Below are 25197 nucleotides of genomic sequence, written 5' to 3' on the forward strand. Positions count from 1 at the left end.
ATGCCCGCCATCCGACTCGCTTTGCGGATGACAAAACCGCTACACTAAGCTTGGCTAGTCATTCACCGATTCTTCGACCTGGAGCTTGTATGGCAAATGATTGCGTGCACTTTCACGAGGTAACTCAACGCGAAGGCAACACCGATGGCTGCGAGGAATGCCTGCAGACCGGCGACAGCTGGGTTCATCTGCGCGTCTGCCTGAGCTGTGGCCACGTCGGCTGCTGCGACGATTCCAAGAACAAGCACGCGACGCGCCATTTTCATGCGAGCGGCCATCCAGTGATCCGTTCCGACGAGCCGGGCGAGACCTGGGGCTGGTGTTATCTGGACCGGGTGTTCAAGGACCCCGTATGACGCTGGCCATGCGCGACATGCGTCTGCAAAGCCTCGGATTATGCGTTCTTATATTCCTTTCGCCTCATGCAGCCGGCGCCAAGGATGCGCAGGACATAATCGACGGATGCTGGAATGAAGGCGACCATCCTGCCATGACGGCCTGTGTCGACCGGCATGCGCAAGCGGCCCGGCAACATCTGCAAGCGGCTGAAAAAGCCATTCGGAAAGTCGTGACTGCAGAGACAAGCAAACATCTTGAGGCAAGCATCGCGTCGTTTGATGCGTATCGTCGTGCTGCATGCGCCTTCCGCGAGTCGGTGGCGCACACGAGCAACGCCACCGATGCCATCAAGGCGGCCTGTGAAGCGGAACTAAACGAGCGCAGAGCACTTGCGCTGGAAGCAGACAAGGTGTGGCTGGAGTAATCCCGCAATACATCGCTCCTTGACAGCACCCACCCCAGCGCCTAGCCTTCAATGGCTCGGCCATTCCAGGCGTTACGCAACGAGGAGGCACCATGCTGCAAACCTTGCGTCCCGATCCCACCTTCCACCCATCGCCGCGGCTGGCGATGGAAGCGCCGCCCGAACAGATCGCCTACACGGTGTTGCTCTCGCCGGACCGCTCGCGGCCCGATGCGCTTGCCGTGGTCGACGTCGATCCGCAGTCGCCGACCTATGGCGCGGTCATCCACAAGCTGGTCATGCCGCATACCGGCGACGAATTCCACCACTTCGGCTGGAATGCCTGCAGTTCCGCGCTGTCTCCGCTGTCGGGCCATGCGCATCTTCAGCGCCGCTATCTCGTCATTCCCGGCATCCGCTCGTCGCGCATTTATATCGTGGATACCCAGCCCGATCCGCGCGCACCGACGCTGGTCAAGACCATCGAGCCGGAAGAGATTATGCGCAAGACCGGCTACTCGCGTCCGCACACCGTGCATTGCGGTCCGGAAGGCATCTATATCAGTACCCTGGGCGGCGCCGGCCCGGACGGCACTCAGGGGCCGCCGGGCGTCTTCATCATGGATTGCGAAAGCTTCGAGATCCTCGGGCGCTGGGAAATCGAGCGCGGCGCGCAAAAGCTGCATTACGATTTCTGGTGGAACCTGCCGCGCGACTACATGGTGTCGAGCGAATGGGCCCTGCCGCCGCAATTCGAAAACGGCATCGTCGCCGAAGACTTGCTGGCCAATAAATATGGCCACGCGGTGCATTTCTGGAACCTGCGCGAGCGCAAGCACATCCAGACCATCGACCTCGGCGCCAACCACCAGATGGCGCTCGAGATCCGGCCGGCCCACGATCCGGCGCGCGAATACGGTTTCCTGGGCGTGGTGGTCGACACCAATAACCTGGAAGGATCGATCTGGACCTGGTACCGCGACAACGGCAAGTTCCAGATCCGCAAAACCGCGACGATCCCGCCCGAACCGGCCGACCCCGACCGGCTGCCGGATCTGTTGAAAGGCTTCGGCGCGGTGCCGCCGCTGGTCACCGATATCGACCTGTCGCTCGACGACCGGTTTTTGTATGTCGCGTGCTGGGGCACCGGCGAGCTGCGCCAGTATGACGTCAGCGATCCGATGCAGCCGGTATTGGCGGGCAGCGTGCGCATCGGCGGCATCGCCCAGCGCGCCGTGCACCCGAATGGCCGGGCGGTGGGCGGCGGTCCGCAGATGACCGAGATCAGCCGCGACGGCAAGCGGGTGTATTTCACCAATTCGCTGTACAGCAGCTGGGACCAGCAGTTTTATCCGGCCGGCGTGCCGGGCGTGCAGATGATGTGCCATGTCGGCCCGAATGGCGGCCTCGAACTGGATCCGTCGTTCCATGTCGACTTCGGGCCGGATTATGCGGCGCACCAGATCCGCCTGCAGGGCGGCGACTGCTCGACCGATTCGTTCTGCTATCCGTCGGCTTGAACCAGGTCGGCTTGAACACCGGCGCGCTCTGGCTCACGGTGGTCGCGCTCGGCCTGTATCACGGCCTGAACCCGGCGATGGGCTGGCCGCTGGCGGTCGCCAACGGCATGACGGCGCGGCGGGCGGCGTCGGTGTTTGCCACCATGCTGCCGCTCGGCGGCGGCCATTTCCTGGCGATCGCGGTGGCGCTGGCGCCGTTCGCCTGGCTCGGCTGGTATCTGGAATGGAGCCGTGCCATCCGCATCGGCGCCGGCCTAGCCGTGCTGCTGTTCGGCGTCTATAAACTGATCTACCGGCGCCATCCGCGCATGCTGGCGCGCATCGCGCCGACCCGGCTCGCATGGTGGTCCTTCCTGATGGCCACCGCGCATGGGGCGGGTTTGATGCTGGTGCCGTTCATGCTGGGCCTGTGCGCGGCGCCGGCGCCGGGCCACCACGCCATGATGGCGTCGATGGCGCAGGCGAACATGAGCACGGCGCTGCTGATCGCGATCGTGCACACGCTGACGACCCTGCTTGCCGGCATCGGCATGGCATGGATCGTCTACCGCTATCTCGGCCTTCGTGTGCTGCAGCGTGTCTGGATCAATCTCGATGCGGTGTGGGGCGCGAGCCTGGTACTGGCCGGCGCGGCCGGGATCGGGCTGGCGATGATGTAAAACCGCCAGGTCGATGCGTAGCGGTCTTGTCGCTGCGGAGCAGGGCGCCGGCACCCATGCAAGCCCTCATTTGTCCGGCCGCGCCTTGAAGCGCCCGGTGAACATCGCACCCAGCGCCTGCAGCACCCGCTCGCTGACCACGGCATACACCAGGCAGACATGCATCTGCGCCTGCAGATAGCTGGCCTTGCGGCGCTTGCCCTCGCCCAGGGCCGCGTAGTACTCCAGCAGAAAGTCGGTGTGCATCGGCTCGATCACGAGTTCCCAGGTCTTGCGGCGGCAAAAGAATTTCAGTACCTCGACCAGGCGGAAGCCGGGGGCGCGCTTGATCGGATGCCGGGTGCCGGGGCCGGCGTGCAGCCAGTGCAGGACGTTCAGCGAACGCTTGCGCCAGCCGGCACTGCGCCAGCCGGGACCGGGGCGCCGGCGCGCTGCCTCGGTGCCGTAGAGATCGTCTTCCGCCAAGCCGTCGATCAGGCCGTTCAGGAATTGCATGCTGGCTTTGCTGTGCTGCTCGCTGGGCAGTACAGGAAAATCCAGGGCAGCTTGCAGGTCACGCTTCTGGTTCGCTAACTCTTCACTCATGTTGCACTCCACACAGTCGGCTGTTGAATACATCCTCCGCAGCGATCCAGGCCCGGTACAACTTCGCACCTGCGCCCGTGATCCGGTACAGTCTTCGCGGCACCACCACTGCCGCTTCCAGTTCCCTCCTCGACGTCGCATAGCCTTTTTCCTCGATCCGGCTCAGCGTGATGTAAATCGTTCCCAGCTTGAGTTTCCCCTCGGACTTCCTGACCATCTCGAGTCCATACATTTCCCCCGCACCCATCAGCAGACTCAGTACCGCGACTTCGTTTTTCGACAAATTCATTTCTGGTGTCCTCTGCAATATCGGTTGGTTGTTGTGGTCTCATCCGTGTCATGATCCGCATCCGTAACGATTTGATGGGTCCGGTATGAATTCATTCCCGCAAACGACATCCTGGTTGAGCGAGCTCAACCGTAGTGATGCTGGGAAACTTCGAGGCTGTGGGAAAACCTGGAGGAAAGGCCGCCGGGCGGCGGCCGCAAGTCAGGCCAGCGTGCCGCCGGCCGTGCGGTAATGCGCCGCGAAGGTGTCGAACGCGATGGCAGGTTGCGGCGGATAGCGTCCCGCACGCCCTTTGCCGCGCGGCAGGGCAGCCCAGCGGCGCGAGGCCTTGTCGAGGGCAGCCTCGAGGTCGCCGCGCAGGATGTCGGCGTCGGCTTTGACGTTGCGCAGGATCTCGACCGCGGCCAGGTCCTGGGTCTCGGGCGAAAAATCGCGCAGGCCCATCCGGGCGCCCATCTCGCGCCAAGTCGGCCGGGTGATCTGGTACATGCCGGCGGCGGTGACCTTGCCGCCGCGTCCGGCGCCCGGATGGGTGGAATAATCGCTGAAGCGCCACGGGTCGTTGCGGCGGCCGTGCACGGCGCCGTAGCGGAAGTCGTAACCGCCGCCTTCGGCCAGGGCGATCGCCTTGAGGAAGGCCTGCATGTTCGGATGGCGCAGCAGGGCGCGGTTTTCGAGCAGCCTGCGCGCCTCGGGCGTGGAAGACGATGTGCTGGTGGTCATGGCCATGCTCCCGTCGGACCGGTACCGGGACAAGACCCGGCAGCCTCATGCAGATTATTCACCTGTCATAATCGGCATGCTTGTTTCGCCACAAGCGCGCCGCCATCCCGCCGAGCTTGCTTTAACGTCGTGGCGGTTTTGCGAAAAATCGGCGAATCCGAGGCAGGCTGGATAATCTAATAGTGTTCATGAAACAATTCCGGCAGATATTTGGATGAGCAGGGCGTTTCCAGCTAATCGTGCCGTAGCGCTTAGGCAAGGAATGGTATAGTTGGTTGTTTAACAGAATGCCCCGCGTGCACCCGCGCGCCGCAAGGGGCCCTACTTATTACCAAGACAAGGAACGACAGATGAGCACTCAGGACTACGCGGCCCGTATCAGCCAGATCATCCAGGACCACCAGTCCGAGATCGGCGCGGAATGGGTGGCGCAGCTCGAAGCATTGACGGTGCGCTCGAATGTTGTCTCCAAAGAGCAACTGCGCAACCATTGCCAGCAATTCCTGGCCGCTTTTGCCAATGCCGTCCGTGCCGGCGAACTGCAGAACATCGACCACCGTTCGTGGGACGAGACGCGCGACCTGCTGGCCGAGATTTCCTCGACGCGCGCGCGCAACGGGTCGACTCCGAGCGAGACCGCGACCTTCGTGTTCTCGCTGAAGCAGGCGCTGTTCGCGCACCTGCGTACCGGTTTCGCCGGCGATGCGGAAGGCCTGGCCGACACCTCCTGGACCGTCAATACCCTGCTCGACAAGCTGGGGCTGTTCACCATCGAAACCTTCCAGCGCACCCGTGACCAGATCATTGTGCGCCAGCAGCAGGAACTGCTCGAGCTGTCGACCCCGGTGGTCAAGCTGTGGAACGGCATCCTGGCGCTGCCCCTGATCGGCACCCTGGACTCGGCGCGTACCCAGGTCGTCATGGAAAACATCCTGCAGAAGATCGTCGACACCGGCGCCGCCATCGCCATCATCGACATCACCGGCGTGCCGACCGTCGACACCCTGGTGGCGCAGCACCTGATGAAGACCATCGCCGCCGCCCGCCTGATGGGCGCCGACTGCATCATCAGCGGCATCCGCCCGCAGATCGCCCAGACCATCGTCCACCTGGGCGTGAACCTGGAAGACGTGACCACCAAGGCCAGCCTGGCCGACGCCTTCGTGGTGGCGCTGGAGCGCACCGGCACCTCGATCGTCAAGCACGGCGCGAAGGCATAAGGCATGGACCGCATTCCGATTCTGCGCATGGGCGACCTGCTGCTGGTGACGATCCAGGTCGACATGCACGACCGCCTGGCAATGACCCTACAGGACGACCTGACCCAGCGTATCGTCAGCGATGGCGCCAAGGGCGTGCTGATCGATATCTCGGCGCTGGACCTGGTCGACTCCTTCATCGGCCGCATGATCAGCAACACCGCCGCCATGGCGCGCGTGCTCGATGCCCAGACCGTGGTGGTCGGCATGCAGCCGGCGGTTGCCATCACGCTGGTCGAACTGGGCCTGACCCTGCATGGCGTGAAGACCGCCCTGAACGTCGAAAAGGGCATGGCCCTGTTAGGAAAGAACCACTTTTGATGAGCGCAGCTCATAACACCGCAGTCTCGTTCGAGACCGACCTGCTGGAGCGGCGTCGGCAATGGCGCACCGCGCGCCTCAGCCTGCCGCTGCGGACCGACGAGGACGTCGTTTACCTGCGCAAGCACGTGCGCGAGCACGCGGTCGCGATCGGGTTGTCGCTGGTCGACCAGACCAAGCTGGTTACCGCCGCCAGCGAACTGGCGCGCAACACCATCAAGTACGGCGGCGGCGGCGACGTCCACCTCGACGATCTGCTGGACGGACTCAAAAAGGGTATCGGGCTGCTCTTCGTCGACAACGGTCCCGGCATCCCCGATCTCGACCTGGCGCTGCGCGACGGCTACACCACCGGCGGCGGCCTGGGCCTGGGCCTGAGCGGCTCCAAGCGCCTGTGCGACGAATTCGAGATCGATACCCGTCCGGGAGAGGGCACGGCAGTGTCCGTCGTCAAATGGAAACGCTGATCAGTTCCCTGCAGCCGCAGATCGTCTTCCCGATCCTCCATGCCAGCGACGTCGCCGCGGCGCGCCGCGCCGGCCAGAAACTGGCGGATGCGCTCGGCTTCGCGGAAGTGCAGGCCGGCCGCCTGGCGATCGTGATCACCGAAGCCGGCACCAACATCCTCAAGCATGCGGGCGAGGGCACGCTGTACATCATGCGCGCGCAGTCCGGCGTGGACACGCCCGGCATCGACGTGCTCGCGGTCGACAACGGACCCGGCATCCGCGACCTCCAGACCAGCCTGCGCGACGGCGTTTCCACCGCCGGCACCGCCGGTACCGGCCTCGGTGCGCTGCACCGCCAGGCCGACGAGTTCGACGTCTGGACCGCACGCGACCAGGGCGCCGTGTTCTTCATGCGCATCTGGAGCAGTCCGGCGCCGCCGGAACCGTGCGGCATCGAGGTCGGCGCGCTATACGTGCCGCTGGCCGGCGAGGACGAAAGCGGCGACGGCTGGGCGGTGTCCTGCAGCCCGGACGGCGCGACCTTGCTCGGCGTGGATGGCCTCGGCCACGGGCCGGAAGCGCACAAGGCGGCCGCCGGCGCGATCGCCGCGCTCGAATGGCGCCCAGGCGCCACGCCCGCCGAGACGCTGCACGCGGCGCACGAGGCGCTGCGCACCACGCGCGGCGCGGCGCTGTCGGTGGCGCGTATCGACTATGCGGTGGGCGAACTGCGCTTCGCCGGCATCGGCAACGTCGGCGGCGTCGTCTACGACGGCGAAGCCCGCCGCGCCCTGGTGTCGCACAACGGCATCGTCGGCAACAACATGCGCAAGGTGCAGGAATTCAGCGTCGACTGCCCGCCGGGCGCGCTGGTGATCCTGCATTCGGACGGCATCCAGACCCAGTGGGACCTGAAAGCCTATCCCGGCCTGCTCGCCCGCACGCCGGCGATCGTGGCCGGCATCCTGATGCGCGACTTCATCCGCCGCCGCGACGACGCGATGGTGCTGGTGGGCCGCCGCCGTGGAGGACACGCATGAAAACCCAGCGCCTGCTGCATCTCGCGCTCGACAACGACCAGGACGTGGTGCTGGTGCGCCAGCGCGCGCGCCAGGTATCGCAGCTGCTCGGCTTTTCGCAGCAGGACCAGGTGCGCATCGCCACCGCCGTCTCGGAAGCGGCGCGCGCGGCCTGCCAGCTGCGCTTCGGCGGGCGCGCCGTGTTCCAGTTGCGCGATGGCGGCCGCGGGCAGCAGCTGGAAGTGACGGTCGTCGCCGGCCCCGGTGCCGGCGGCGCGCCGCCGCACGCGCTTCCCCAGGATGCCGTGGTCACCGCGCACCGCCTGATGGACCAGTGCGAGGCCGCGGCGGACGCCGCCTGGATCACGATGTGCAAGGCGCTGCCGCCGCAGGACTACATCGACGGCGCGCGCCTGCTCGACCTGGGCAACCAGCTGGCCAAGGACAGTCCGGTGGCGAATACCTACCTCGAGGTGCACCTGCAGAACCGCGAGCTGGCGGCAACGCTGGCCGAGCTGCGCGAGCGCCAGGAAGACCTGCTGTCGCTGACGCGCGAGCTGGAAGACACCAACCGCGGCATCGTGGCGCTGTACGCCGAGATCGAGGACAAGGCCGAGCGCCTGCGCAAGGCCGACGAGATGAAGTCGCGCTTCCTGTCCAACACCAGCCACGAGCTGCGCACGCCGCTGTCGTCGATTCGCGCGCTGGCCCAGCTGCTGCTGGGACGCATGGACGGCGACCTCACGCTCGAGCAGGAACGCCAGGTCAAGTACATCGAGACGGCCGCCAACGACCTGTCGGAACTGGTCAACGACCTGCTCGACCTGGCCAAGATCGAGGCCGGCAAGGTCGAGGTGTTCCCGGCACCGGTGGTGGTCGAGAACCTGTTCCGCGCCCTCAAGGGCATGCTGCGCCCGCTGGTCGACGACAACCGCGTAGAGCTGGTGTTCGAGTCGGGCGACGACGTCGCTCCCTTCGATTCGGACGAGGGCAAGATCGCCCAGATCCTGCGCAATTTTATTTCGAACGCCCTGAAGTTCACCGAGCAGGGCGCGGTGCGCGTGGTAGCCGCCGAGGATGCCGCCAGCGGCGAGATCCGCTTCCAGGTGGTCGATACCGGGATCGGCATCAGCCCGGACAACCTGCAGCTGATCTTCGAGGAGTTCAGCCAGATCGAACACCCGCTGCAGCGGCGCAGCAAGGGCACCGGCCTCGGCCTGCCGCTATGCCGCAAGCTGGCGGATCTGCTCGGCGGCCGTGTGGAGGTGGAAAGCCGGGTCGGGCAGGGCTCGACCTTCAGCCTGATCCTGCCGCGCCGCTTCACGCCGCCGGCCGAGCCAAGCAATTGACGGACACACGACGATGAATTCCACCACCCTGATCCTGAATGTCGACGACAACGACGGCGCCCGCTACGCCAAGACCCGGATCCTGCAGAGCGCAGGCTTCGGCGTGGTCGAAGCCACCAACGGCACCGACGCGCTGGCGATCGTGCGCCGCGGCGAAGTGGCACTGGTGCTGCTCGACGTCAAGCTTCCCGACATCAACGGCATTGAAGTCTGCCGCCGCATCAAGGCCGACTCCGACAGCGCGGCCGTGCTGGTGCTGCAGACCTCGGCCGCGCTGACCGGGCGCGCCGACAAGATCCGCGGCCTAGAAGGCGGCGCCGACAACTATCTCGCCGCGCCGATCGAAGCCGACGAGCTGGTCGCCAACGTCAACGCGCTGCTGCGCATGCGCCAGACCCAGACCGCGCTGCGCGAGAGTGAGGAGCGATTTCGCCAGCTGACCGACAACATCGAAGACGTGTTCTGGATGTTCTCGCTGCCGGCGCGCACCGTCGAATACGTCAGCCCGGCGTATGCCGCGATGTGGGGGCGCAGCGTCGAGGCGCTGCAGCAGCAGCCGAACAGCTGGCTCGACGCCGTGCACGTCGACGACCGCGGCCACGTCGCCGCGCTGTGGAATGCGCTGGCCGAGGTGCCGCACTACGAGGCCGAGTTCCGGGTCGTGATGGAAGACGGCAGCGTGCGCTGGGTGCGCGACCGCCTGTTCGCGGTGCGCGACCGCCGCGGCGAGGTGTACCGGGTGGCGCGCGTCACCAGCGACATCACGCGGCGCCGCGAAATGGAAAGCCTGCTGCGCGCGGCCGACGCCAACAAGAACGAATTCCTGGCCACGCTGGCGCACGAACTGCGCAATCCGCTGTCGCCGATCCGCAATGCGGCGGCGCTGCTGGGCGCGACCGGGCAGGGGGCGGAAGAGCGCCAGGCGCGCGCGCGCGAAGTCATCACGCGCCAGGTCGACCACCTGGCGCACCTGGTCGACGACCTGCTCGACGTGGCGCGCATCTCGGAAGGCAAGATCGCGCTGCGCAAGGAAGAGGTCGAGCTCGGCAGCGTGATCGCCCAGGCGATCGAGACCGCCGCCCCGCTGATCCAGGCGCGCGAGCACACGCTGGACGTGGCCACGCCGCCGCAGCAGGTGTGGGTCGAAGGCGACCCGGTGCGCCTGGCCCAGTCGATGGGCAACCTGCTGCACAACGCCGCCAAGTTCACGCCCAAGGGCGGCCATATCCGGGTCGAGGTGACGCTGGACGAGGGCGTGGTGCGCATCGCGGTGCAGGACGACGGCATCGGCATCGCCGAGGACAACCTGTCGCGCATCTTCGGCATGTTCGCCCAGGCCGCGGTACCGCCGGACCGCGCGCCGGAAGGACTCGGGATCGGCCTGTCGCTGGTCTCGCGCCTGCTGGAGATGCATGGCGGGCGCCTGTCGGCGACCAGCCCGGGCATCGGCCTGGGCAGCACCTTCACGATGGAGCTGCCGGTGCTGCGTACCACGTCCCGGCAACAGGTGGCGCCGGCGGCGGAGGCGGCATCCTCTCCTGCCAGCGGTGGACGCCGCGTGCTGCTGGTGGACGACAACGTCGACGCGATGGAGATGATGGCCTTCCTGCTGGCCGAGATGGGCTACGACGCCTACACCACCGCCGACGCCGGCCACCTGGAGGCGCTGGCGCTGGAAAAGCAGCCGGATGTGATCGTGCTCGACATCGGCTTGCCGGGCGTCGATGGCTACGAACTGGCGCGCATGCTGAAGGCGCATCCGGTGCTGAAATCGATCCGCCTGGTGGCGCATACCGGCTACGGTTCGCCGGAAGACCGCCGCAAGGCGCAGGCGGCGGGCTTCGATGCGCACCTGGTCAAGCCGGCCGAGCTGGACGATCTGGAAAAAGCGCTCCAGGGCTGATTCTGCGCCGCTTGAACGCGTGGACGGCAGAGCCGTCCACCCTACCTCCATGCATCCGTAGGGTGGACGGGTTTCCCGTCCACGCGTTCAGCCATAACGTGCGTCATCGCACCGTCACGCCCGCTACGCCGCAATAACCTGCCTCCATCGACATCAACGATTGGAGGTCATCATGCCCCGTGGCGCCAGCCCCAAACGCGAAAAAGAGTTCAAGAAGCTCGAAACCGAGTTCAAGAAGGAACACCGCTACCCCGGCCGCGAGGAAGAAGTCGCATCGCGCATCGTCAACAAGCAGCGTGCCGAGCACGGCGAGACCAAGCAGTCCGCCAACGCCGGCTCGAAGCAGTCGGCGAAGAAGTAAGCGCCGCGCCGCAGTCGCAGCCTGGGCGGGTGACAAAGACAAAGCCTTCCCGGCTCCGGCCCGGAAGGCTTTGTCGCATCCGGGGCAAGCGAACCCTTCGCGGGCCAGCCCCCTGATTCTGCAGTTCGTCGCATGCCGCTGGCCTGCCCGATGCCAGAAAGGCTATCCTTTTTCGCATGATGGTCTGGAACAGCGGCCAGCTTGCTGGTAGTGTTTTCAGTACAACAAGAACAGGATGCGGACATGCAGATGACGATGAGAACGGCGCTGGGACTGGCGCAGGCGGGCTTCTGGGCCGCCGTCGGGATGGCCCAGGCGGCCCCTGGCGGCTATGCCGACGACGCGGCCGAGTTTGCGCGCGAAACCCGTCCGATCGATGCGCGCGTGGTGCGCGTGCGCCTGGACGGCGTGATCGGCCTGCAAATCCGCCAGGGCGCGGCGCCGGCACTCACGCTGAGCGGCGAGCGGCGCTGGCTGGCCAAGGCCGTCACCGCCCAGAACGGCGACACCCTGAACATCGGCAGCGAGGTGCGCGGCCGCATGCGCATGGGCGGCCTGCAGGCCGAGCTGACCCTGCCGGCGCTGCGCGAGGTTACCTCCGAGAGCCTCGGCTCGACCGACATCAGCGGCTTCTCGGGCGAGGAACTGACCTTGAGGCTGGACGGCGCCGGTTCGATGCGGGTGGCCGCCCATTACCGGCTGGTGCGCGTCAATCTGGGCGGCATCGGCAGCATGCGCCTGGACGGCCTGGACGGCGACGGGGTCGAGCTCAACCTGCAGGGCGCCGGCGTCGTCACCCTGAACGGCCGCGCACGCTGGCTGAAGGCCGACCTCGGCGGACTCGGCAGCCTGGACGCCCAGCAGTTCAACGCCGACAACGTCGACATCGACCTGTCCGGCCTGGGCAATGCCCGGGTCACGGCGCGCCAGAATGCCAGCCTCAACCTGTCCGGGCTCGGTTCGGTGACCGTGTACGGCAAGCCGCTCAACCGCAAGGTCGCGGTCGACGGACTGGGCAAGGTGAGTTGGAAGTGAAAAAACTCACGCTCGCCATCCTGTTCGCACTGGGACTGCACGGCAGTGCCATGGCCGGCTTCCTCGAGGGGGCCAGCGCCTACAACGCGCGCAACTATGCGCTCGCCCTGAAGGAAGTCACGCCGCCGGCAAAGGCCGGCGATGCCGACGCCCAGCACCTGCTCGGCCTGATGTACTACATGGGCCGCGGCGTGCCGCGCGACTACAAGCAGGCCTTCTCCTGGCATTACAAGGCGGCCCTGCAGGGCAAGGCCGACGCCCAGTACGTGATCGGCGCCATGTACTACACCGGCAACGCGGCGCCCCAGGATCATGTGCTGGCCGTGCAATGGTTCCGCAAGGCGGCCGAGCAGGGCCACCCGGATGCCCAGCACGCGCTCGGCCTGATGTACCGTTACCACGTGGCCGGCATGCCGCAGGACGTGGTGCTGGCCTACATGCTGATGAACCTGGCCGCGGCTGGCGGCCACCGCAACGCCGTCGAACAGCGTGCCGGGATCGCGCGCCAAATGAGCCAGGAGCAGATCGAGGAAGCACAGGCACTGTCGCGCAGCTGGAAGCCGGGCACGCCGCTGCCGGCGCAGTCGCGCACTGGCGGCAGCTGACTATCCGACTGACGGCAGGTGGCGGACGACATGGCGTTGCGATGTCGTCCTACATATCGATGGCATGCCGATGATGGCGAACGCATCCGTGGGCGCCTAAGATGAGTTTATCTCAGCCTGTTTTCCAGCCAGTTCTTCACCCAGCTGTTCCACAGCGCAATCAATGGAGGGCATCGTCATGGCATCGAATCAAGGCGGCAAGGGTAGCAAGGGTAACAAGCAGAGCGGCGACACCAGCAACCGCGGTTTCGCATCGATGGACCCGCAGAAGCAGCGCGAAATCGCTTCCGAAGGCGGCAAGGCGGCACACGCGTCGGGCAACGCCCACGAGTTCACCTCGGAAGAGGCGCGCCGGGCCGGCTCGATGAGCCACAAGAACGACGGCAACCGCCAGAGCCAGGGCGGCAGCAGCCGCCAGGACGGCAACGAGGGTGGCGGCGGCATCCGCGGCGGCTCGCCCGAGCAGCATGCCAGGGCCGGTGCGGAGAGCCACAAGAACGACAAGAACTAAGTTGTATGTAGTTGACATCGCCGTCACCGTCAGCTTAGGCTGGCGGTGGCGGCGACCAGTATTCCACCGCTACTCCCCCAGCATGCCGCCAGCATGCCGGCCTTACACCAGACTTACCTGTAAGATGAAGTCGACTGCAGCGAACCGGCCTGCAGATAGCCCCCACCCAGCGAACGGAACAATTCCAGCGGCACCGCCGTGCCCATCGCCTGGTAGCCGAGGTCGTTCGGGTGCAGGTGATCGCCGCTGTCGTAGGCCGGCAGGAAGCGCGCCGGGTGGCTCGGATCGCGCGTGACGCGGTCGAAATCGATCACGCCGTCGAACTCGTCGCCAGAGCGTATCCAGTTGTTGACGGCCTGGCGCACCACTTCCTTCTCGGGCGAGTAATAGCCGGCGCCCTCGAACGGTGTCAGGGTGGCCCCAAACACGGCGATCCCCTTGGCATGGGCGCGCGCGATCACCTGGCGGTAGCCGGCGATCAGGTCGTTGACCGTCACCGGGTTGGTGGCCGAGCTGTTGCCGATGTCGTTAATCCCGATCATCAGGGTCATGTAGCGCACGCCTGCCGTGGCCAGCACGTCGCGGTCGAAGCGTTCCTGGATGCTGCGTCCGGCCAGCGAGCCTTCCGGCGGGTTCGACAGCAGGCGGTTGCCGCTGATGCCGCGGTTGACCACGCCGAGGGCGGCGTTGACGCCGGCAACCGGGTCGCGCACGATCTGCAGGCGCCGTGCCAGCCAGTCCGGCCAGCGGTTGTTGGTGTCGGGCGTGCTGCGGGTGCCGTCGGTGATCGAGTCGCCCAGCGTCACGATGGCGGCGCCGGCACCTAGCACGTCGACTTCCGTGAGGAAGGGCCAGGACAGGATCGTGCGCTGGGTCGGGAAGGTGGTGGCGCCGGTAAAATCGCCGCCCGGCAGCGACACGTAGTTGGTCTGGCTGGCGGTGCCGTGGATGGTGGTGGCGCCCTGCGTGCCCGGCAGGTACAGGCTGATGGCGAGATCGGATAGCGCCGGCACGTTCAGGTCGACCGGGTCGGACAGCACCGGTGCGCCGGGCGGGATCGTGATGCCGGGGAAGCCGCTGAAGGTCAGCGCACGGTCGGTGCCGGGCTGGATGTCGGCGCCGCCGGCGCGCAGCGCGATGTGGGCGCCGCCGATGCGCAGCGGCGTCGACCCCATCTCGTTCGACAGGCGGATCCGCACCCGCGTGCCGCCGATGCTGGTATGCACGATCAGGCGCACGGTCTGGTCGGTGAATGTCTGGGTGTTGGCCGGCAGCGGCGGTCCGCCCGGACCGGCGCCCCACGTGCCGACCCAGCGGTTGGCATTCCAGCCCTGGGCATAGACCGGCGGCGGCTGCCAGGACAGCACCGCGGCCAGGCCGATACCGGCCAGCAGGAAGCCGCGCCGTGCGGCCTGCGGGGTGGAGGGACGCGGCAGCCATGCCGCGAAGGTTCTGCGCCCGGCGTCCAGCAGGGCAGGCAAACTGAGCTTCATTTTTCGCTCCTTTTGTGATGCGTCCATGGCGCCGCGCGGAAAGCGCGATGCGCTATGCATGGGCTCGCCGAGCCAATCTAAGCGGGCTCGGGCATAACAGCAAGGGCAGGGCGGCCGCACTCCTTGATCTGGCGCCAACCCATGCCGCATAGCCGTGTAAATAAGAATTTGTTAGCGTTATCAAAGGCTTGCGCGGATGTGCTCGCTTGGACGCACCCGAGCGCTGGCGTACAATTGCTCTTTATTTAACTAAGGTGCGATATGCAAGCGATCGAAATCACCCAGCCCGGCGGCCCGGAAGTCCTGCAGCCGTGCGAACGTCCCATCCCTGAACTCAAGCCCGGCGAGATCCTGATCAAGGTCCGCGCCGCCGGCGTCAACCGCCCCGACGTGTTCCAGCGTCTCGGCCAGTATCCGGTGCCGCCCGGCGCCTCCGACCTGCCGGGCCTGGAAGTGGCCGGGGAGATCGTCGACGGCGACCTCGGCGACAGCGGCTTCGAGAAAGGCGACCTGGTGTGCGCGCTGGTGCAGGGCGGTGGCTATGCCGAGTACTGCGCCGCGCCGCTGGCGCAATGCCTGCCGGTGCCGAAGGGCCTGAGCCTGCTGGAAGCGGCCTCGCTGCCCGAGACTTTCTTCACCGTGTGGAGCAACGTGTTCCAGCGCGCCGGCCTGAAGGAAGGCGAGACCCTGCTGGTGCAGGGCGGCAGCTCCGGCATCGGCGTCACCGCCATCCAGGTCGCGAAGGCGCTGGGCCACCGCGTGTTCGCCACCGCCGGCACGCCTGAGAAATGCCGCGCCTGCGAAGAGCTGGGCGCCGAGCGCGCCATCAACTACAAGGAAGAAGACTTCGTGGCCGTGGTCAAGGAACTGACCGGCGGCAAAGGCGTCGACGTGGTGCTGGACATGGTCGGCGGCGACTACGTCGCACGCGAAGTGTCCTGCCTGGCCGACGACGGCCGCATCGTCATCATCGCGCTGCTGGGCGGGGGCAAGGCCAACGTCGACCTCGGCCAGGTGCTGCGCCGGCGCCTGACGATCACCGGTTCGACGCTGCGCCCGCGACCCATCGCGTTCAAGGCGCAGATTGCGCGCGAATTGCGCGAACGCGTATGGCCGCTGCTGGCCGCCGGTACGATCAGGCCCGTGATCTACAAAACCTTCCCCTTGAGCGCGGCTGCCGAGGCGCATGCGCTGATGGAGAGCAGCACGCACGTCGGGAAGATCATGCTGGATTTGGAAACTGCGTAAGGAAATTGAGATGCATGCAACATTCAAGGTCAACCATCGTTTGACCGACTTTTCAACGACCGCTAAAATAGCGGGTTATTTGACCGTGGGGTTTTGATGCGTGCCAAACTCATCGTAGGCAATTGGAAGATGAATGGCAGCCGCGCGGGCAACGCAACGCTGCTGGCGGACATCGCCGCGGGATTGACCGATGCGCCCGCCGCTTGCGCGGTGTGCGTGCCGTCGCCTTATCTGCAGCAATGCGAGGAAGTGCTGTCGGGCACCCCGATCGCCTGGGGTGCGCAAGATGTATCGGTGCATGGCTTCGGCGCCTTCACGGGCGAAGTCTGCGCCAAAATGCTGTCCGAGTTCGACTGCCGCTACGTGATCGTCGGCCACTCCGAGCGCCGTGCCTACCATATGGAAAGCAGCGAGATGGTGGCCAGCAAGGCGCTGGCGGTGCTGCAGGAAGGCATGACGCCGATCGTGTGCGTCGGCGAGACCCTGGAGGAGCGCGAGGCGGGCCAGACCGAAGCCGTGGTCGGCGCCCAGCTCGACGCGGTGCTGGAACAGCTGGACGCGGACGCGGTGGCGAAGATCGTCGTCGCCTACGAGCCTGTATGGGCGATCGGCACCGGCAGGAATGCGACGCCGGAGATGGCGCAGGCGGTGCATGCCCACCTGCGCAGCCGCATCGCGGCACGCAACGGCGAGGCGGCGCAGCGCATCGCCATCCTGTACGGCGGCAGCATGAAGCCGGACAATGCGGCGGCATTGCTGGCGCAGCCGGACATCGACGGCGGGCTGATCGGTGGGGCGGCATTGAAAGCCCAGGATTTTCTGGGCATTATTCGTGCTGCAAAGTAATTCGGTACTGCGTGATTGATGTTGTCGCCCGGGCTCCGGCCCGGGTTTGTAGTTAAACCTTGGAATGGAATAAATAATGAACGTGTTGTTCAATCTGATCGTCGTGGTGCAAGTCGTGTCGGCGCTGGCCATCATCGGCCTGGTACTGGTCCAGCATGGCAAGGGTGCCGACATGGGTGCCGCCTTCGGTTCCGGCGCCTCCGGCAGCCTGTTCGGTGCCAGCGGCTCGTCGAACTTCCTGTCGAAGTCGACCGCGGTCGCCGCCGCCGTGTTCTTTGCATCGACGCTGGCCCTGGCCTACTTCGGCAGCAGCCGTCCGCATGCCAGCGTCCGCGGCGGCGTGATGGAGAACGTCACGATTCCGGCCCAGAAGGCCCCGGCACTGCCGGCCAACCCGGCGGACGCCGTCCCGGGCGCAGTGGCGCCGGCCAACCCGGCCGACGCAGCACCGGCCGCTGCAGCCCCTGCTACCGCAGCGCCTGCCGCCACAGCCCCGGCCACGCCGGCACCGGCAGCCCCAGCCAAGTAATTCCCCATCGATCGCGCCGCGCCTGCGTGCGCGGCGCCATGCCGGCACGCGCAGTGCCGGGCAGGCCGGAGGCCGACAGCAGACCGTTCACGACGGTTCCCTGCTGTCGGCCTTTTTCATTGGGTGCACGCCCTGCGAAAGAGCGAATTTACAGCCCTCAAACCCGCCGCCGACCTTGCCGACGACGGCTCTTCCGTATAAGATGTCTTATATAAGACAGTAGATAGAAGTATTGATCTACAGCGATGCGAAGCACGGCGTTCCGACCGCCGCGCGCACCGGTTTGCGGTGGAGCTAATTGCTCCAAAGCAGGGCGGTAGCAGCATCGGCACTTCGCTGAAGCGGTGAAGTGCGAATCCAGTATTCAAAAAGTCGAGAAAAATAGTATTTCTGCTTGTACTAGGTCAATTTGATCATTGATAAAACCTAGTAAGACAATGTAGAATACTGGTCTCCAGCCGACGTGGTGAAATTGGTAGACACGCTATCTTGAGGGGGTAGTGGCGCAAGCTGTGCGAGTTCGAGTCTCGCCGTCGGCACCAGAATACAGAAAGCCAGTTAGGGCGCATGAGCTACGCTCTTCGCCTTGACTGGCTTTTTTACGAGGATTTGTCGGAGGCTTTGAAGAACCGTCGTGATGCGGTGGTGATTCAGGCCCGAGAAGCCCAGTTCGTACCGTGGGAAGCCGCTCCGGCTTCCAGGGTGCGGCGAGCCTCGACGGTCAGGATTGCAACGCGTAGCAGGTGATTCACAGTCTCCAGTCGCTTGGTCCTGGTGGATGGTATCGAAGCCAGGATCGAGCGATTGTGGTACTGCAGTCTCTGCAGTGTTTATCAACGATCGTTCAGCCAAGGCTTCACTGTGAACCTCGAGAACTATTTCCCCGTCCTACTCTTCCTGCTGATCGGCACCATCGTCGGTCTCGCATCGCAGTTCCTCGGCCGCGTGGTGGGTCCCCACCGTCCCGACGCCGCCAAACTGTCACCGTATGAATGCGGCTTCGAAGCCTTCGAAGATGCGCGCATGAAATTCGACGTCCGGTACTACCTGGTCGCGATCCTGTTTATTTTGTTTGATCTGGAAACGGCATTCTTCTTCCCCTGGGGCGTCTCGATGCGCGAACTGGGCTGGCAGGCGTTCGTGACGATGATGGTCTTCATCGCCGAGTTCGTCGTCGGTTTCTGGTACATCTGGAAGAAAGGTGCCCTTGATTGGGAATAAGCCATGGCTATTGAAGGCGTTTTAAACGAAGGTTTTGTTACCACCACAGCCGACAAGCTGATCAACTGGGCACGCACCGGCTCCATGTGGCCGATGACGTTCGGCCTGGCTTGCTGCGCGGTCGAGATGATGCATGCGGGTGCGGCCCGTTATGACCTCGACCGCTTCGGCGTCGTGTTCCGTCCGTCGCCGCGCCAGTCCGACGTGATGATCGTGGCCGGCACCCTGTGCAACAAGATGGCGCCGGCGCTGCGCAAGGTCTACGACCAGATGGCCGAGCCGCGCTGGGTCATCTCGATGGGTACCTGCGCCAACGGCGGCGGCTACTACCATTACTCCTACTCCGTCGTGCGCGGCTGCGACCGCATCGTGCCGGTCGACGTGTACGTGCCGGGCTGCCCGCCGACCGCGGAAGCGCTGCTGTACGGCATCATCCAGCTGCAGAACAAGATCAAGCGCACCAACACCATCGCGCGTTAATACAAGCCGGTCCCAAACACCATGACGACAAAAATCGAAGCCCTCGAACTCGCCCTGAAGAATGCTCTGGGCGAGGGCGCTGCCATTACCGTGGCGCTGGGCGAAGTAACGGTAGTTGTGAAGGCCTCGGAGTACCTGGCCTCCATGCAGAAACTGCGCGACGATCCGGCTCTGCGTTTCGAAGAGATGATCGACCTGTGCGGCGTCGACTATTCCTCGTACGGCGAAGGCACCTGGGACGGCCTGCGCTTCGCGGTGGTCGTGCACCTGCTGTCGGTCGAGCACAACTGGCGCGTGCGCGTGCGCGTGTTCTGCGCCGACGACGACATGCCGCTGGTGCCGTCGATCACCGGCATCTGGCGTTCCGCCAACTGGTTCGAGCGCGAAGCGTTCGACCTGTTCGGCATCCTGTTCGAAGGCCACGGCGATCTGCGCCGCATCCTGACCGACTATGGCTTCATCGGCCATCCGTTCCGCAAGGACTTCCCGATCTCGGGCTATGTCGAGATGCGCTACGACCCCGAACAGAAGCGCGTGATCTACCAACCGGTGACGATCGAACCGCGCGAAAACATTCCGCGCGTGATCCGCGAAGAAACCTACGGGATGAAATAATGGCTGAGCTTAAGAACTACACCCTGAACTTTGGTCCGCAGCACCCGGCAGCGCACGGCGTGCTGCGCCTCGTGCTCGAGCTGGACGGCGAAGTGATCCAGCGTGCCGACCCGCACATCGGCCTGCTGCACCGCGGCACCGAAAAGCTGGCCGAGACCCGCACCTACCTGCAGTCCGTGCCTTACATGGACCGCCTCGACTACGTCTCGATGATGTGCAACGAGCACGGCTACGTGCTGGCGATCGAGAAGCTGCTGGGCCTGGACGTGCCGATCCGCGCCAAGTACATCCGCACGATGTTCGACGAGATCACGCGCATCCTGAACCACCTGATGTGGCTGGGCGCGCACGCGCTGGACATCGGCGCCATGGGCCCCTTCCTGTACGCTTTCCGCGACCGCGAAGACCTGTTCGACGTCTATGAAGCGGTGTCGGGCGCGCGCATGCACGCGGCCTACTACCGTCCGGGCGGCGTGTACCGCGACCTGCCGGACCAGATGCCGCAGCACAAGCCGTCGCTGGTGCGCAGCCAGAAGGCCGTCGACGAGCTGAACGAAATCCGCCAGGGTTCGGTGCTCGACTTCATCGACGGTTTCACCAAGCGTTTCGACGGCTACGTCGACGAATACGAGACCCTGCTGACCGACAACCGCATCTGGAAACAGCGTACCGTCGGCATCGGCGTGGTGTCGCCGGAAGACGCCAAGGCGATGGGCTTCACCGGCGCCATGCTGCGCGGTTCGGGCGTCGCCTGGGACCTGCGCAAGATGCAGCCGTACGCCGCCTACGACAAGGTCGAATTCGACATCCCGGTCGGCACCAACGGCGACTCCTACGACCGCTACCTGGTGCGCGTGGAAGAGCTGCGCCAAGCCAACCGCATCATCAAGCAGTGCATCGCCTGGCTGAGGGCGAACCCGGGTCCGGTCATGACCAGCAATCACAAGATTGCGCCGCCGTCGCGCGTGGACATGAAGACCAACATGGAATCGCTGATCCACCACTTCAAGCTGTTCACCGAAGGCTTCCACGTGCCGCCGGGCGAGGCGTATGCCGCGATCGAACACCCGAAGGGCGAGTTCGGCGTGTACATCGTATCGGACGGCGCCAACAAGCCGTACCGCCTGAAGCTGCGCACCCCGGACTATGTCCACCTGCAAAGCCTGGATGAAATGGCGCGCGGCCACATGATCGCCGACGCCGTGACCATCATCGGCACCCAGGACATCGTGTTCGGCTCGATCGACCGCTAAGACGAACGACCGCCGACATTCAAGAGGCAGAAGAGATTATGTTATCTGAGCAGTGCTTACAAAAAATCGACCGCGAGCTGGCCAAGTACCCGGCCGACCAGCGTCAATCGGCCGTGATGGCCGCGCTGGCCCATGCGCAGGTCGAACAGGGATGGCTGTCGCCCGAGACGATGCAGGAAATCGCCGACTACATCGGCATGCCTGCGATCGCCGTGCAGGAAGTCGCCACCTTCTACAACATGTACAACCTGAAACCGGTTGGCAAGAACAAGATCACCGTCTGCACCAACCTGCCGTGCGCCCTGTCGGGCGGCGAGCGGGCAGGGCAGCGGCTGAAAGATGCGCTCGGCATCGATTACCGCGGCACCACCGAAGACGGCCAGTTCACGCTGGTCGAAGGCGAGTGCATGGGCGCCTGCGGCGACGCACCCGTCATGCTGGTGAATAACCACCGCATGTGCTCGTTCATGAGCGACGAGAAGATCGATGCCCTGCTGGAGGAACTCAACAAATGACCAGCCTGCACAACCGTCACATCGACCCGCTGATCCTGAAGGACCTGAACGGCGACAACTGGCACCTGGCCGACTACGTCAAGCGTGGCGGCTACTCGGCCCTGCGCAAGATCCTGGAAGAAGGCATCACGCCGGAACAGATCATCGCCGACCTGAAGGCCTCGGGCCTGCGCGGCCGCGGCGGCGCCGGTTTCCCGACCGGCCTGAAGTGGAGCTTCATGCCGCGCCAGTTCCCGGGCCAGAAATACCTCGTCTGCAACACCGACGAAGGCGAGCCGGGTACGTTCAAGGACCGCGACATCATCCGCTACAACCCGCACGCGCTGATCGAAGGCATGGCCATCGGCGCCTACGCGATGGGCATCACCGTGGGCTACAACTACATCCACGGCGAGATCTTCCAGGAATACCTGCGCTTCGAGGAAGCGCTGGAAGAGGCGCGCGCCGCCGGCTTCCTGGGCGATAACATCATGGGCTCGCAGTTCAGCTTCCAGCTGCACGCGCACCATGGCTACGGTGCCTACATCTGCGGTGAAGAAACCGCGCTGCTCGAATCGCTGGAAGGCAAGAAGGGCCAGCCGCGCTTCAAGCCGCCGTTCCCGGCCTCGTTCGGCCTGTACGGCAAGCCGACCACCATCAACAACACCGAGACCTTCGCGGCCGTCCCGTTCATCCTGAACATCGGCCCGGACAAGTACCTCGGCATGGGCAAGCCCAACAATGGCGGCTCGAAGATCTTCTCGATCTCGGGCGACGTCGAGCGTCCGGGCAACTACGAGGTGCCGCTGGGTACCCCGTTCGCCAAGCTGATGGAACTGGCCGGCGGCATGCGCGGCGGCAAGAAGATCAAGGCCGTGATCCCGGGCGGTTCCTCGGCCCCGGTGATCCGCGGCGAAGTCATGATGGACACCGACCTGGACTACGACTCGATCGCGAAAGCCGGTTCGATGCTGGGTTCGGGCGCCGTGATCGTCATGGACGAGACCCGCTGCATGGTCAAGTCGCTGCTGCGCCTGTCCTACTTCTACTACGAGGAATCGTGCGGCCAGTGCACGCCGTGCCGCGAAGGCACCGGCTGGATGTACCGCATGGTGCACCGGATCGAGAATGGCCAGGGCCGCCCGGAAGACATGGATTTGCTGAACAACATCGCCTTCAACATCAAGGGCCGCACCATCTGCGCCCTGGGCGATGCCGCCGCGATGCCGGTGGAAGCCATGATCAAGAACTTCCGCGAAGAATTTGAATATCACATCGAGCACAAGCACTGCTTGGTGCCGACTTACCTCTAAGCAGGTACCGTAAAAATGGTAGAAATCGAATTAGACGGCAAGAAAGTCGAAGTCCCGCCAGGTTCCATGGTGATGGACGCCGCAAACAAACTGGGAACCTACGTTCCGCACTTCTGCTATCACAAGAAACTGTCGATCGCAGCGAACTGCCGCATGTGCCTCGTGGAAGTCGAGAAGGCACCGAAGCCGCTGCCGGCCTGCGCCACCCCGGTGTCGCCGGGCATGATCGTGCGCACCCACAGCGACAAGGCGGTGCAGGCACAGAAGTCGGTGATGGAATTCCTGCTGATTAACCACCCGCTGGATTGCCCGATCTGCGACCAGGGCGGCGAATGCCAGCTGCAGGATCTGGCGGTCGGCTACGGCAAAGGTGAATCGCGCTACGCCGAAGAAAAGCGCGTGGTGGCACCGAAGGAAGCCGGCCCGCTGATCTCGATGGAAGAGATGAGCCGCTGCATCCAGTGCACCCGCTGCGTGCGTTTCGGCCAGGAAGTGGCCGGCGTGATGGAATTCGGCATGGTCGGCCGTGGCGAACACTCGGAAATCACCACCTTCGTGGGCAAGTCGGTCGACTCGGAAGTCTCGGGCAACATGATCGACCTGTGCCCGGTCGGCGCCCTCACGAGCAAGCCGTTCCGCTACTCGGCCCGTCCGTGGGAACTGCAGCGCCGCCGCTCGGTGTCGCCGCACGACTCGCTCGGTTCGAACCTGATCGTCCAGGTCAAGGGCGGCAAGGTCATGCGGGTGCTGCCGCTGGAAAACGAAAGCATCAACGAGTGCTGGCTGTCGGACAAGGACCGCTTCTCGTACGAAGCGCTGGACAATGCCTCGCGCCTGGTCAACCCGATGGTGAAACAGGACGGCAAGTGGATCGACACCGACTGGCAGACCGCCCTCGAGTACGTCGCCCACGGCCTGCGTAACATCCGCCACGAGCACGGCGCCGACTCGATCGCTGCGATCGGCACCGCCCACTCGACCGTGGAAGAACTGTACCTGCTGCAAAAAGCGATGCGTGGCTTCGGCGTCGAGAACGTCGACTTCCGCCTGCGCCAGACCGACTTCGCGCTGGACGGCCAGGTCATCCCGTCGCTGGGCATGCCGATCGCCGAACTGTCGAACCTGCAGCGCGTGCTGGTGGTCGGGTCCTTCCTGCGCAAGGACCACCCGCTGGCCGCGACCCGCCTGCGTACCGCCGTCAAGTCGGGCGCCAAGCTGTCGATCGTCCACGGCTCGAGCGACGACAACCTGATCCCGACCGCCAACCGCCTGATCGCGGCGCCGTCGGACTGGCTGGCAGCACTGTCGGAAATCGTGGTAGCGGTAGCGGCCGCCAAGGGCATCGCTGCACCGGCTGGCTTCGAGACCATCGACGCCGGCGACGTGGCGAAAGCCATCGCCGCGACCCTGGCCGTCGACAACGCCGGTGATCTGCCGGGCGCCGTCCTGCTGGGCAACGCCGCAGCGAACCACCCGCAAGCGTCGAAGCTGCACGCTGCCGCGCAGTGGATCGCCGAGCAGACCGGCATGCAGTTCGGCTACTTCGTCGAAGCCGCCAACACCGTCGGCGGTTACCTGGTGAACGCTGTCTCGAAGAACGCCGCGAACCTGTTCACGCAGCCGAAGAAAGCCTACGTGCTGCTGAACTCCGAGCCGGAACTGGATGCCGCCAACCCGCAGCAAGCCGTCAAGGCCCTGCAGGGCGCCGAGATGGTCGTCGCGATGTCGGCCTTCAAGCACGGCATGGACTACGCCGACGTGCTGCTGCCGATCTCGCCGTTCAGCGAGACCGCCGGCACCTTCGTCAACTGCGAAGGCCGCGCACAGAGCTTCAACGGCACCGTCAAGCCGCTGGGCGAGACCCGTCCGGCCTGGAAAGTGCTGCGCGTGCTGGGCAACCTGCTGGGCCTGCAAGGCTTCGAGTACGACAATTCGGAAGCGATCCGCGACGAGGCGCTGGGCAAGGGCGTGATGGACCACGCCGACAAGCTGAGCAACGTGTCGAAGCTGGGCCTGTCCGGCGCCAAGTTCGGCGACGGCGCCCAACTGGAACGCCTGGCCGACGTGCCGATCTACTTCGCCGACGCCATCGCGCGCCGTTCGGAACCGCTGCTGCGCACGGCCGACGCCAACGCGCCGCTGGCGACGATCTCGGCCAAGCTGGCCGAACAGCTCGGCGTGCAGGCCGGCCAGCTGGTCACCGTGTCCCAAGGCAATGGCAGCGTCAATCTGGTCGCCAACGTCGACAGCCGCCTGCCGGCCAACGTCGTGCGCGTGGCTGCCGCCCATGAACTGACCTCGGTGCTGGGCGACATGTTCGGTGCCATCCAAGTAACCAAATCGGCCGTTGCTGCGGCAGGGGAGGCGGCATAATG

At 65.2% G+C, this 25197-nt stretch carries 28 protein-coding genes and 1 tRNA gene; 25 read left to right on the forward strand and 4 right to left on the reverse strand.

Features of this window, described 5'->3' with window-relative positions:
• Nucleotides 1–89: 89 nt before the first annotated feature.
• From U1H99_RS06650 to U1H99_RS06665, 4 genes are all read left to right on the forward strand, one after another.
• Complete coding sequence (locus U1H99_RS06650; protein ID WP_323140928.1) at nucleotides 90–356, forward strand: UBP-type zinc finger domain-containing protein; 267 nt, start codon at nucleotides 90–92, stop codon at nucleotides 354–356.
• Nucleotides 353–763 (forward strand): lysozyme inhibitor LprI family protein, encoded by a 411-nt coding sequence (locus U1H99_RS06655; RefSeq protein ID WP_323140929.1) that lies wholly within the window; start codon nucleotides 353–355, stop codon nucleotides 761–763. Before U1H99_RS06650 ends, U1H99_RS06655 begins: the two co-directional genes overlap by 4 nt.
• A gap of 92 nt (nucleotides 764–855) precedes the next feature.
• Entirely contained in the window at nucleotides 856–2262 is a 1407-nt protein-coding gene (locus U1H99_RS06660) for a selenium-binding protein SBP56-related protein (RefSeq protein WP_323140930.1), read from the forward strand.
• A gap of 11 nt (nucleotides 2263–2273) precedes the next feature.
• A complete protein-coding gene (locus U1H99_RS06665; protein ID WP_323140931.1) occupies nucleotides 2274–2921 on the forward strand; it encodes a hypothetical protein in 648 nt (215 codons plus the stop codon).
• Between the two features lie 66 nt (nucleotides 2922–2987).
• Here the strand turns inward: U1H99_RS06665 and U1H99_RS06670 are convergent, their stop codons facing one another.
• The 3 genes from U1H99_RS06670 to U1H99_RS06680 all read right to left on the reverse strand — a co-directional run bounded on the left by U1H99_RS06670 (nucleotide 2988) and on the right by U1H99_RS06680 (nucleotide 4518).
• A complete protein-coding gene (locus U1H99_RS06670) occupies nucleotides 2988–3506 on the reverse strand; it encodes a hypothetical protein (RefSeq protein WP_323140932.1) in 519 nt (172 codons plus the stop codon).
• The gene (locus tag U1H99_RS06675; protein ID WP_323140933.1) at nucleotides 3499–3795 is read right to left on the reverse strand and encodes a PadR family transcriptional regulator; all 297 of its coding nucleotides are present in this window, start codon (nucleotides 3793–3795) and stop codon (nucleotides 3499–3501) included. Before U1H99_RS06675 ends, U1H99_RS06670 begins: the two co-directional genes overlap by 8 nt.
• Nucleotides 3796–3996: 201 nt before the next feature.
• Nucleotides 3997–4518 carry a glycoside hydrolase family 24 protein gene (locus U1H99_RS06680; RefSeq protein WP_323140934.1) on the reverse strand — a complete coding sequence of 174 codons (522 nt, stop codon included), beginning with the start codon at nucleotides 4516–4518 and terminating at the stop codon, nucleotides 3997–3999.
• A gap of 350 nt (nucleotides 4519–4868) precedes the next feature.
• Between U1H99_RS06680 and U1H99_RS06685 the strand changes: the two genes are divergently transcribed.
• The 10 genes from U1H99_RS06685 (at nucleotide 4869) to U1H99_RS06730 (ending at nucleotide 13330) form a co-directional block, all read left to right on the forward strand.
• Nucleotides 4869–5738: an STAS domain-containing protein gene (locus U1H99_RS06685; protein ID WP_323140935.1), complete on the forward strand. Its 870-nt coding sequence runs from the start codon at nucleotides 4869–4871 to the stop codon at nucleotides 5736–5738.
• A gap of 3 nt (nucleotides 5739–5741) precedes the next feature.
• Nucleotides 5742–6098 (forward strand): STAS domain-containing protein, encoded by a 357-nt coding sequence (locus U1H99_RS06690; RefSeq protein ID WP_323140936.1) that lies wholly within the window; start codon nucleotides 5742–5744, stop codon nucleotides 6096–6098.
• Nucleotides 6098–6565, forward strand: a complete 468-nt coding sequence (locus U1H99_RS06695) for an anti-sigma regulatory factor (protein WP_323140937.1) — start codon at nucleotides 6098–6100, stop codon at nucleotides 6563–6565. Before U1H99_RS06690 ends, U1H99_RS06695 begins: the two co-directional genes overlap by 1 nt.
• A complete protein-coding gene (locus tag U1H99_RS06700) occupies nucleotides 6553–7587 on the forward strand; it encodes an ATP-binding protein (RefSeq protein ID WP_323140938.1) in 1035 nt (344 codons plus the stop codon). The genes U1H99_RS06695 and U1H99_RS06700 overlap by 13 nt, the downstream gene beginning before the upstream one ends.
• The gene (locus tag U1H99_RS06705; protein ID WP_323140939.1) at nucleotides 7584–8915 is read left to right on the forward strand and encodes an ATP-binding protein; all 1332 of its coding nucleotides are present in this window, start codon (nucleotides 7584–7586) and stop codon (nucleotides 8913–8915) included. The genes U1H99_RS06700 and U1H99_RS06705 overlap by 4 nt, the downstream gene beginning before the upstream one ends.
• A 13-nt stretch (nucleotides 8916–8928) precedes the next feature.
• Nucleotides 8929–10818 carry a hybrid sensor histidine kinase/response regulator gene (locus U1H99_RS06710; protein WP_323140940.1) on the forward strand — a complete coding sequence of 630 codons (1890 nt, stop codon included), beginning with the start codon at nucleotides 8929–8931 and terminating at the stop codon, nucleotides 10816–10818.
• A 172-nt stretch (nucleotides 10819–10990) separates the two neighbouring features.
• The gene (locus U1H99_RS06715) at nucleotides 10991–11179 is read left to right on the forward strand and encodes a hypothetical protein (protein ID WP_323140941.1); all 189 of its coding nucleotides are present in this window, start codon (nucleotides 10991–10993) and stop codon (nucleotides 11177–11179) included.
• 249 nt (nucleotides 11180–11428) lie between these two features.
• Nucleotides 11429–12214: a GIN domain-containing protein gene (locus U1H99_RS06720; protein WP_323140942.1), complete on the forward strand. Its 786-nt coding sequence runs from the start codon at nucleotides 11429–11431 to the stop codon at nucleotides 12212–12214.
• A complete protein-coding gene (locus U1H99_RS06725; protein ID WP_323140943.1) occupies nucleotides 12211–12819 on the forward strand; it encodes a tetratricopeptide repeat protein in 609 nt (202 codons plus the stop codon). Before U1H99_RS06720 ends, U1H99_RS06725 begins: the two co-directional genes overlap by 4 nt.
• 178 nt (nucleotides 12820–12997) lie before the next feature.
• Entirely contained in the window at nucleotides 12998–13330 is a 333-nt protein-coding gene (locus U1H99_RS06730) for a KGG domain-containing protein (protein WP_323140944.1), read from the forward strand.
• 113 nt (nucleotides 13331–13443) lie between these two features.
• Here U1H99_RS06730 and U1H99_RS06735 read toward each other — a convergent pair whose 3' ends face one another.
• Nucleotides 13444–14823: an SGNH/GDSL hydrolase family protein gene (locus U1H99_RS06735; protein WP_323140945.1), complete on the reverse strand. Its 1380-nt coding sequence runs from the start codon at nucleotides 14821–14823 to the stop codon at nucleotides 13444–13446.
• A gap of 261 nt (nucleotides 14824–15084) precedes the next feature.
• Between U1H99_RS06735 and U1H99_RS06740 the strand changes: the two genes are divergently transcribed.
• From U1H99_RS06740 to nuoG, 11 genes are all read left to right on the forward strand, one after another.
• Nucleotides 15085–16071, forward strand: coding sequence for an NAD(P)H-quinone oxidoreductase (locus U1H99_RS06740; protein ID WP_323140946.1), 987 nt, complete (start codon nucleotides 15085–15087; stop codon nucleotides 16069–16071).
• Nucleotides 16072–16167: 96 nt separating this feature from the next.
• Entirely contained in the window at nucleotides 16168–16917 is a 750-nt protein-coding gene (gene tpiA, locus U1H99_RS06745; RefSeq protein WP_323140947.1) for a triose-phosphate isomerase, read from the forward strand.
• A 76-nt stretch (nucleotides 16918–16993) separates the two neighbouring features.
• On the forward strand, nucleotides 16994–17446 hold the full coding sequence (gene secG, locus U1H99_RS06750) for a preprotein translocase subunit SecG (protein WP_323140948.1): 453 nt from the start codon (nucleotides 16994–16996) through the stop codon (nucleotides 17444–17446).
• A gap of 457 nt (nucleotides 17447–17903) precedes the next feature.
• A tRNA-Leu gene (locus tag U1H99_RS06755) sits at nucleotides 17904–17988 on the forward strand.
• A gap of 319 nt (nucleotides 17989–18307) precedes the next feature.
• Entirely contained in the window at nucleotides 18308–18667 is a 360-nt protein-coding gene (locus tag U1H99_RS06760; RefSeq protein ID WP_323140949.1) for an NADH-quinone oxidoreductase subunit A, read from the forward strand.
• 3 nt (nucleotides 18668–18670) lie between these two features.
• The gene (locus tag U1H99_RS06765; RefSeq protein WP_141833472.1) at nucleotides 18671–19147 is read left to right on the forward strand and encodes a NuoB/complex I 20 kDa subunit family protein; all 477 of its coding nucleotides are present in this window, start codon (nucleotides 18671–18673) and stop codon (nucleotides 19145–19147) included.
• A gap of 21 nt (nucleotides 19148–19168) precedes the next feature.
• Entirely contained in the window at nucleotides 19169–19762 is a 594-nt protein-coding gene (locus U1H99_RS06770) for an NADH-quinone oxidoreductase subunit C (protein WP_323140950.1), read from the forward strand.
• Nucleotides 19762–21015, forward strand: a complete 1254-nt coding sequence (locus tag U1H99_RS06775; protein WP_323140951.1) for an NADH-quinone oxidoreductase subunit D — start codon at nucleotides 19762–19764, stop codon at nucleotides 21013–21015. The genes U1H99_RS06770 and U1H99_RS06775 overlap by 1 nt, the downstream gene beginning before the upstream one ends.
• Before the next feature lie 38 nt (nucleotides 21016–21053).
• Nucleotides 21054–21530, forward strand: coding sequence for an NADH-quinone oxidoreductase subunit NuoE (gene nuoE / locus U1H99_RS06780; RefSeq protein WP_323140952.1), 477 nt, complete (start codon nucleotides 21054–21056; stop codon nucleotides 21528–21530).
• Nucleotides 21527–22822, forward strand: a complete 1296-nt coding sequence (gene nuoF / locus U1H99_RS06785) for an NADH-quinone oxidoreductase subunit NuoF (RefSeq protein WP_323140953.1) — start codon at nucleotides 21527–21529, stop codon at nucleotides 22820–22822. The genes nuoE and nuoF overlap by 4 nt, the downstream gene beginning before the upstream one ends.
• A 15-nt stretch (nucleotides 22823–22837) precedes the next feature.
• A complete protein-coding gene (gene nuoG, locus U1H99_RS06790; protein WP_323140954.1) occupies nucleotides 22838–25195 on the forward strand; it encodes an NADH-quinone oxidoreductase subunit NuoG in 2358 nt (785 codons plus the stop codon).
• The last annotated feature ends 2 nt before the right edge of the window (nucleotides 25196–25197 follow it).

This window comes from Massilia phyllosphaerae (assembly GCF_034659755.1).
Classification (GTDB): Bacteria; Pseudomonadota; Gammaproteobacteria; order Burkholderiales; family Burkholderiaceae_D; genus Telluria; species Telluria phyllosphaerae.